Below are 1,405 nucleotides of genomic sequence, written 5' to 3' on the forward strand. Positions count from 1 at the left end.
GCCGATGGATCGGCGCTTTCCGGCTGGACGATCGAATATGGCGCGCTGGCGGTATCCAGCACAAAGGCCGTACAGGAGATCGATTTCTGGATCACGGGTGGAAACCCCTGCGACCCGGAGGCCTACGCGGCCGCATCCATTCTCCCTCCCGGTGCGGCTAAGCCCATCCAGACCCGCCCGGGCCCCGGCCACGCGTTCGATAGCAACGTCAGACTTCCCTCGAGCGTCAATCCACTATGGCAGGTCACGACATTGAAGCTTGCCAAAGTCTCGTCGAGCGACAAGGTTTACGTAAACGGCCTGGCGCAGGTCAAAGTCAAGATCGAGTACGCGATCACCGACCTGATCACCCACAAGCCCGCCGAGCTGACGGCGGCAGAGCTCAAGAGCCTGACCATCGGCTTCTACGACGGAATGGATGCACTTCCCATCGATATCGGACCGAAGTGGGTCACCAGCCTCGGTGTCGACAAGGATTACGACGCGACGCATTACAAGGGTTACCTTCCCTATCCCGACGGCACGAAGCGTGATGCTGGTGAACGGGATGAACCGCCGTCGTCTCCTCAGGCAAGTCGCTTTTGCTATTTCTATGTCGCCTGCTACGGAAACCTGTACGAGAGCGTGACGCTTTGTGCACGGGTGCAGTGTCGCGACGGATGGATCTACGCGTCCAACGGCACGAGCATCGATCCTTGCGGGGCGGAGCATGACAGTGGGCTCGAATCGTCGCTGCCCATCTATGGCGTGAAGCCGGAAGTCGGGAAGATCAGCCAGTTCCCGTGGGTGCGCGACGTCCTCGTCGGTGACGACCACGGCATCGAGGCGCATGGCAAGGGGGTCAATCCCGAGAGCACGGTCGGTGGTGACGAGGGAGGGACCCGCAAGCCCCGCGTCACCAATCCCGACTCCGTGCACCGGTACACGTTGTCGTTCATCGACAAGTGGGGCAACCAGGTCGGCATCCGCTTCGTGGAGCTTGAACCCAAGGGCATGATTCAATGGCATGACAAGGGGACGGGCGATTTCCGCGCCTGCTTCACCGGCTACGCGGTTCCGGATAGCAAAGAGCTTCAGTGGAATACTGCGGTACCTGTCGGAGACACGCCGCTGCCTACGCTGCCGTCCTCCGAGGAGACAAAAGCCGCCATCGTCCTGGTGGGGCGACAGGACATCCTTTATCAAGAGGGGAAGCCGAACGGCCCCTGCACCGTGAAGGCCACGGACTCGTACGGGAATACAACGACCTTGCATGTGAAGTTCGCCGGTACGATCGGTGACGGGCGGTGGGAACTGGTTCTCTACTGAGTCACTACCCGGTGGCGATCCGACGCCGGGTCTCGCATGGAGGCGAGTATGTCGCGCGAAAGAAAGAAGCAGCTTCCTTCTTCGGGTGCGGGGGGGC

General features: G+C 61.2%; 1 protein-coding gene. It reads left to right on the forward strand.

Annotated features, from left to right (window positions below; genetic code table 11):
* The coding region (locus AC1DT2_RS23415) for a hypothetical protein (protein ID WP_477299073.1) at positions 1–1,308 on the forward strand (1,308 nt) is incomplete at its 5' end.
* Positions 1,309–1,405: the final 97 nt, after the last annotated feature.

The organism is Luteibacter sp. P4_E6 (assembly GCF_056401535.1).